The 7156-nt window shown below is 45.0% G+C and carries 8 protein-coding genes and 1 pseudogene; all 9 read right to left on the bottom strand.

Features of this window, described 5'->3' with window-relative positions; all coding sequences use genetic code 11:
* Window positions 1–45 precede the first annotated feature (45 nt).
* Window positions 46–813, bottom strand: coding sequence for a YchF/TatD family DNA exonuclease (locus BCT81_RS22055; RefSeq protein WP_102425843.1), 768 nt, complete (start codon window positions 811–813; stop codon window positions 46–48).
* Entirely contained in the window at window positions 804–1769 is a 966-nt protein-coding gene (locus BCT81_RS22050) for a DNA polymerase III subunit delta' (RefSeq protein WP_102425842.1), read from the bottom strand. The genes BCT81_RS22055 and BCT81_RS22050 overlap by 10 nt, the downstream gene beginning before the upstream one ends.
* Window positions 1770–1775: 6 nt before the next feature.
* On the bottom strand, window positions 1776–2408 hold the full coding sequence (tmk, locus tag BCT81_RS22045) for a dTMP kinase (protein WP_008223645.1): 633 nt from the start codon (window positions 2406–2408) through the stop codon (window positions 1776–1778).
* A gap of 10 nt (window positions 2409–2418) precedes the next feature.
* Window positions 2419–3435 (bottom strand): endolytic transglycosylase MltG, encoded by a 1017-nt coding sequence (mltG, locus tag BCT81_RS22040; RefSeq protein ID WP_102425841.1) that lies wholly within the window; start codon window positions 3433–3435, stop codon window positions 2419–2421.
* Entirely contained in the window at window positions 3432–4274 is an 843-nt protein-coding gene (pabC, locus tag BCT81_RS22035) for an aminodeoxychorismate lyase (RefSeq protein WP_102425840.1), read from the bottom strand. The genes mltG and pabC overlap by 4 nt, the downstream gene beginning before the upstream one ends.
* Window positions 4275–4376: 102 nt before the next feature.
* Window positions 4377–5621 carry a beta-ketoacyl-ACP synthase II gene (gene fabF / locus BCT81_RS22030; RefSeq protein WP_004737382.1) on the bottom strand — a complete coding sequence of 415 codons (1245 nt, stop codon included), beginning with the start codon at window positions 5619–5621 and terminating at the stop codon, window positions 4377–4379.
* Between the two features lie 93 nt (window positions 5622–5714).
* A complete protein-coding gene (gene acpP / locus BCT81_RS22025; protein WP_004737381.1) occupies window positions 5715–5948 on the bottom strand; it encodes an acyl carrier protein in 234 nt (77 codons plus the stop codon).
* 166 nt (window positions 5949–6114) lie between these two features.
* Window positions 6115–6849 carry a 3-oxoacyl-ACP reductase FabG gene (gene fabG, locus BCT81_RS22020; RefSeq protein ID WP_004737380.1) on the bottom strand — a complete coding sequence of 245 codons (735 nt, stop codon included), beginning with the start codon at window positions 6847–6849 and terminating at the stop codon, window positions 6115–6117.
* Between the two features lie 24 nt (window positions 6850–6873).
* Window positions 6874–7156, bottom strand: a pseudogene (locus BCT81_RS22015) (ACP S-malonyltransferase); the annotation flags it as partial.

Raw genomic sequence — 7156 nt, 5'->3', positions numbered from 1 at the left:
ACAAAAAGGGAGCTTTCGCTCCCTTTTATTTGTTTAGTTAGTTTTTTATCGCAAAAAAAGTTTTTGGTAATTTTTGGTCGTTTGTTCAGCAACCTCTTTCATCGATACACCTTTTAATTGCGCGATGTAGGCCGCCACTTCCACAACATATGCAGGTTGATTCTGCTTTCCACGATATGGAATCGGTGCTAAGTATGGAGAATCCGTTTCAATCAGTAGCCTATCTAACGGCAGATTCTTAACGACCTCTTTAAGTTCTGTTGCCTGCTTAAAGGTCACAATACCTGAAATTGAGATATAAAAGCCCAGCTCCATGGCCGCTTCAGCAAATGCCTGATCTTCGGTAAAGCAGTGGATTACACCACCACACTTCTCTGCACCACCATCACGAAGAATAGTAAGTGTATCTTCACGCGCATTACGGGTATGGATGATCAAAGGCTTGTTCAGTTCAACCGCAAGCTCAACATGCTGTTTAAATCGCAGTTGCTGCAGTTCAGCCGTTTCAGGCTGGTAATGGTAATCAAGGCCAGTTTCACCGATGGCAACGACTTTAGAATTGCTCGCGTATTCACGCATTCTTTCTAAACTAAAGTCACTCTCAACATCAAGAGGGTGAACGCCACAAGACGCGTTAACGTTATCAAACGGCGCAATCATTTCGAGCATGTTTTCAAACGAATCTAGTGTCACACCTACAGAAAGTAGTTGATCAACATTCGCTGCTTTCGCTTTGTTCACGACATCTTCTACACTGGTGTGTAAATCTTGGTAATCCAGCTTGTCTAAATGACAGTGGGAATCTACGAACATGTTTCCTCGCAAGTGGCTATCAGCCAATTCATTATGAGTAGCTCCGTATTGAGCCCAGGGTGTTGCTTCAACTGCTCAATCAGTATCAACAGTTTATGTGCTGCAGTATAGGCGCTTTGGTAAGACATCACCTCACACAGCGCGTTAGCACTTGGGGTTATGGCATTATTTGCCAAACCGAAATGCAACTTCTGTACATCTGAAAGTAAGTGCCATAACCAACCAAACTGCATCAAAGGATCTTTAGCAAGTTCAGTCGAGAACTTAAGCATGTCAGGCTGAGTGCCTTTGATGATATTAACGAAACCGTCGAACACTTTCTCGGAAGCCTCTACACCGCCCTCTTCAAACATCGCTTTCGCTTTCAACGGGGCATTGTCGTTAAGTGCCAAAATATACGCAGGAACGACCTTACCCACTTCCCCGTCAAGCCATGCTGAGCCCGCTTCCAATTGTGGGCTCACCACATTGAACTGCTGACAGCGGCTTATGATGGTTGGCATTAGGCGATTACTGTTACGAGTCGATAAAATGAAAATACACTGGCTTGATGGCTCTTCGAGAGTTTTCAAAAGAGCATTAGAAGCCGACTCGTTCATCGCTTCAGCAGGCTCAAGCAAGATAACGCGTAAACCGCCCAACTGGGATGACTCTTGAGCCCAGCGATTACTAGCACGAACTTGATCAACCGTGATCGATTTGCCTTCTTTCTCTGGCGAGATGAAATGAAAATCAGGATGACTGCCCGACTTCATTAACTCACAGCTATGGCAAAAACCACACGCCTCACTTTCATAGTTTGTGCACATTAATGCATCGGTAAGTTGGCTAATGAGAGCTTCAACGCCCAACCCTTCCGGCGCATTAACAATCACCGAATTAGGAAAACGCTCAGAATCGAGGCTTTTTTTCCACTCACTCCAAACTGGTGTGAGCCAAGAATACACTTCCGCCATGACTACCTACTGTTGGTCTAGCCACGTACTAAGCGCTTGCTTAATATCTGCGGCTACTTGTTCTATCTCTTGCTCTGCATTGATCACAAGAACCGAATCATCTTGCGCAGCAATCTCAAGGTAACGTTCACGCGTGCGATCGAAGAAAGAGATATCCATCTTTTCAATTCTATCTAGCTCACCACGGCCACGTGCACGCTCAAGCCCTACTCTAGGGTCTAAGTCCAAGTATAGAGTTAGATCCGGCTTAAAATCGCCTAGCGTGGTTGCTTTCAATGATTCCATTGTCGTACGCGCGATCTGGCGACCACCACCTTGATACGCTTGAGAAGACATATCATGACGATCACCCAATACCCATTTACCGCTATCTAAAGCAGGCTTAATCACGTTTTCGACTAATTGAACACGTGCAGCGTACATCAGCAGTAACTCAGTCATGTCTTGAAGCTGTTCGCCTTCGTGCTCTTCTTTAACCAGTGAGCGCATCTTTTCCGCCAGCACGGTACCGCCAGGTTCACGAGTGTTTACGAGCTCTTCAACACCAGATGCTTTCAATGTCTCAACGATGGCATTGATAGCTGTGCTTTTACCCGCACCTTCAAGGCCTTCAACCACGATAAATTTCGACTGATTCATAATTCGTTCTTTATTTGTTTTTTCTTAATTGTTTTAAGTAAGCTCGTACTGCACGGTTGTGCTCAGCCAAACTCTTTGAAAATACGTGCCCACCTGTGCCACTCGCGACAAAATAGAGGTAGTTACTCTTTTCTGGGTTCAGGGCCGCATTAATTGACGCTCGACCGGCCATAGCAATCGGCGTTGGCGGCAAACCACTCATAGTGTATGTGTTGTATGGCGTTGGGGTTCTTAGATCTTTCTTACGGATGTTGCCATCGTAGCTATCGCCCATTCCGTAAATTACTGTTGGGTCCGTTTGTAGACGCATACGCTTGTTCAAACGGTTAACGAACACAGACGATACACGTTCACGCTCTGAAGCAACAGCAGTCTCTTTCTCAATGATGGATGCCAGAATCAGCGCTTCATAAGGTGACTTAAGAGGCAATTTGTCCGCTCTCTTTTCCCACTCGTCGTTCACAACGTTCATGAGATCGCGATGCGCACGCTTTAGCAGATCTAAATCTGTGGTGCCGTAGGTGTAGTGGTAGGTCTCCGCTAAGAACAGACCTTCTAGCTTCTCATTTTCAATACCCAGCTTTTCAGCGATCTCTTTTTCAGAAACCCCATCAAGCGTTTGTTGAATAAACTCATTGTTCTTTAACTGAACAAGCCACTCGTCAAAACGACTGCCTTCAACAAAGGTGATAGTAAACTGATGCTCTTTCCCTTCGACAAGAACCTGTAGCGCTTGCTCAAGCGTTAAACCCGGCTCTAGCAGGAATGTACCCGCTTTTACATCAACGAGCTCTGGATGTAACTTACGGATTAACTTCTCATAAGGAGATGCCTCAAATAGGCCTTCATTAATAAGCTGCGCAAGTACACGATTAAAACTGCTACCGGAGGCAATGGTAACCACCTGCGGCTTTTCTAGTTGAATGACTTGTTTGAGGTTATCTTCCGCTTGGTTGTAAACGTAGAACCCAGCAGCGCCCGCTGCAATGAGGCACAAGATAATAAAAATAAATAACTTTTTGATCACGAGTTTAGTTGTCCTTGAAGGCTACGAGTAACGGTTCCAATGTCGAATTGGGTTTCACTAATACGGGTAACAGGGGCAACCCCTAGAATGGAGTTGGTAATGAAAACCTCGTCAGCTTGCATGACTTGAGATAAGCAGTAGTCAGCAATAGTAACGGAAAGTTCAGTTTGATTCAGCGTCGTTAACACTTGCTTACGCATAACGCCGGCAACACCACTTTGGGTAAGCTGCGGAGTATAAATGACCTCACCTTGACGCCAAAATAGATTGGCCATGGTGGTTTCAATCACGTTGCCTGAGATATCAAGAACCAAACCGTCAACTTCACCAGCCTGATCCATTTCATCCTTCATCAATACTTGTTCTAAGCGATTGTTATGTTTGTGACCAGCAAGTAATGGACTCAAACCTAATGCTTGGCGACAAACTCCGAGCTCAACTCCGTTGTTTTGCCATTCTGCGTAGTGGCTTGGGTAATCAAACGTACTAATGGTAATGGTTGGCTTAGCAATGTTCTTAGTGCTGTAGCCTCTGCCGCCAGCACCGCGGCTAACATGCAGCTTTATTCCGGCTTTTCTACTATTGAACTTATTTGCATTTTCGAAGTGGCAGTTTTGGATGTGTTGAATTGCGCTATTGAGCCAAACGTTAACCACATTCCAATCTAATGCAGAAATACGTAACGCTTTTAGACATTCATCGACACGCTGTTGATGGTCCTGAAAATGCTGGATCTGACCATTTTGGACAAGCATTGTCGTAAAACAGCCGTCTCCGTATTGAAACGAACGATCTAAGATGTCGATAGTTTGCTGGCTTTGTCCGTCAACCCAAAACATGTTTTTCCCCATAAAAAGAAACGGCTCAATGCTAAGCATCAAGCCGTTTAAAAACAAGTCTAATTATGACTATCTACGACGTTTAGGTCTTTTATAAGATGATTAAATCTTTTTGAAGATCAAACAGCCGTTTGTACCACCGAAACCGAAGGAGTTACATGCAGCATATTCCATGTTGCTAACTTTACGAGCAGTGTGAGGTACTAAGTCAATGTCTAAGCCTTCTTCAGGATCATCTAGGTTGATTGTTGGTGGAACAATTTGGTCAACCAGAGACATAGCCGTAATGATAGCTTCAGCAGAACCTGCAGCACCTAGAAGGTGGCCTGTCATTGATTTCGTAGAAGAAACCAACACTTGCTTGCTGCCAGCTTCGCCAAGAGCACGTTTGATGCCCTTAACTTCTGCTACGTCGCCTGCAGGAGTCGATGTACCGTGTGCGTTAACATAACCGATTTGTTCACCAGTAATGCCAGCATCACGCATAGCCGCTTCCATTGCTAGTGCGCCACCAGAACCATCTTCACTTGGAGATGTCATGTGGTAAGCGTCACCCGACATACCGAAGCCAACTAGCTCACAGTAAATCTTAGCGCCACGAGCTTTAGCGTGTTCGTACTCTTCTAGAACCATCATGCCAGCACCGTCACCAAGAACGAAGCCGTCACGGCCTTTGTCCCATGGACGAGAAGCTTTTTGAGGTTCGTCGTTGCGAGTAGATAGTGCTTTAGCTGCACCAAAACCACCCATACCTAGTGGTGTAGATGCTTTTTCAGCACCACCCGCTAGCATTGCGTCAGCATCGCCGTATGCAATCATACGTGCCGCGTGACCAATGTTATGTAGGCCTGTTGTACATGCAGTAGAAATAGCGATGTTAGGACCGCGTAGACCACGCATGATAGACATGTGACCAGCAATCATGTTCACGATCGTTGACGGAACAAAGAATGGGCTAATTTTACGAGGGCCTTTTTCAGTAAGCGCTTGGTGACCTGCTTCGATCAAACCAAGACCACCGATACCAGAACCGATAGCCACACCAATACGTGGTGCGTTCTCATCAGTAACAGTTAGACCAGAATCATCAAGTGCCTGAACACCTGCTGCGACGCCGTATTGGATGAATAGATCCATTTTACGAGCATCTTTTTTAGACATGTACTCTTCGCAGTTAAAGTCTTTAACTAGACCTGCAAAACGAGTTGAGAAATTGGTTGCATCAAAGTGCTCGATATTCACGATACCACTTTGACCAGCTAGCAGGGCTTTCCAAGAAGATTCTACAGTGTTGCCTACCGGTGACAACATACCCATGCCAGTGACAACTACACGACGCTTGGACACGATTTTACACTCCGGAGATTGAGGTGATTTAAGATGAGGATAGATGAGTTAGAGAAAACACAGGCGGTCGAGGTGACCGCCTGGGAGAGATTATTACTGAGCGCTAGTTACGTAATCGATAGCTGCTTGAACAGTAGTAATTTTCTCAGCTTCTTCATCTGGGATTTCAGTGTCGAATTCTTCTTCTAGAGCCATTACTAGCTCAACTGTGTCTAGAGAATCTGCACCTAGGTCATCAACGAAAGAAGCTTCGTTTTTAACTTCAGCTTCGTCTACACCTAGCTGTTCAACAATGATTTTCTTTACGCGTTCTTCGAGGTTGCTCATTTTTTCTTTTCCTTTACAGAGTTCGCTTTATGCGATGTTTTCCGTAGTTTATTCAATCTATTGAAAGTTGCAAGGTCAACTTTTCTGGTCAAACCACAATTTTCACGATTTTAACCGAAATTACGTATGATCTTGACTTAAATCATGCACAAATGTTGCACATAATTTAAACCATGTACATACCGCCATTGACGTGAAGTGTTTCACCTGTGATATAAGCTGCCGCAGGCGACGCCAAAAATACCACAGCTTCAGCGATTTCGCGAGGGTCACCTAGTCGACCTGCTGGTACATTCGCCAAAGTTGCTGCACGTTGGTCATCATTTAGCGCTTTAGTCATGTCAGTTTCGATGAAACCAGGAGCAACAGTGTTCACTGTAACGCCACGAGACGCAACTTCACGAGCCATTGATTTAGTAAAGCCAATTACGCCAGCTTTCGCTGCTGCGTAGTTTGCTTGACCAGCGTTACCCATAGTACCCACTACAGAACCAACGTTAACGATACGACCTTCACGCTTCTTCATCATGCCACGCAATACAGCTTTAGACATGCGGAAGATAGGGGTTAGGTTAGTGTCGATGATGTCATTCCATTCGTCGTCTTTCATACGCATTAGTAGGTTGTCACGAGTGATACCTGCGTTGTTAACTAGAATGTCAATCGCACCGAACTCATCGTTGATGGTTTTCAGTGTAGCAGCAATTGAGTCAACATCAGTTACGTTAAGAGCAAGACCTTTACCGTTCTCGCCAAGGTACTCACTGATTGCAGCAGCGCCGCCTTCAGATGTAGCAGTACCGATAACTTTAGCACCACGCTCAACTAAAAGTTCAGCGATTGCACGACCGATACCACGGCTTGCGCCTGTAACTAGTGCAACTTTGCCTTCTAAATTCATCATAACTTCTCTATTAAGTGGTTATTACTTAGCAGCTTCTAGTGATGCAGTGTCATTAACTGCAGCAGCTGTCATAGTTTTTACGATTCGTTTTGTTAGGCCAGTAAGAACTTTACCAGGACCTAATTCAAGTAGCTTCTCAACGCCTTGCTCGTTCATCGCTTGTACACCTTCAGTCCAACGAACTGGGCTGTAAAGTTGACGAACAAGCGCATCTTTAATTTTTGCAGGGTCTGTTTCAGCAACAACATCAACGTTGTTGATAACAGGCAATGCTGGCTTGTTGAATTCTAGAGCTTCTAGAGCT

This window comes from Vibrio sp. 10N.261.52.A1 (assembly GCF_002876325.1).
GTDB classification, from domain to species: domain Bacteria; phylum Pseudomonadota; class Gammaproteobacteria; order Enterobacterales; family Vibrionaceae; genus Vibrio; species Vibrio chagasii.
The sequence above is the reverse complement of the archived record's forward strand: the minus strand, read 5'-3'. Positions and strand labels throughout refer to the sequence as shown.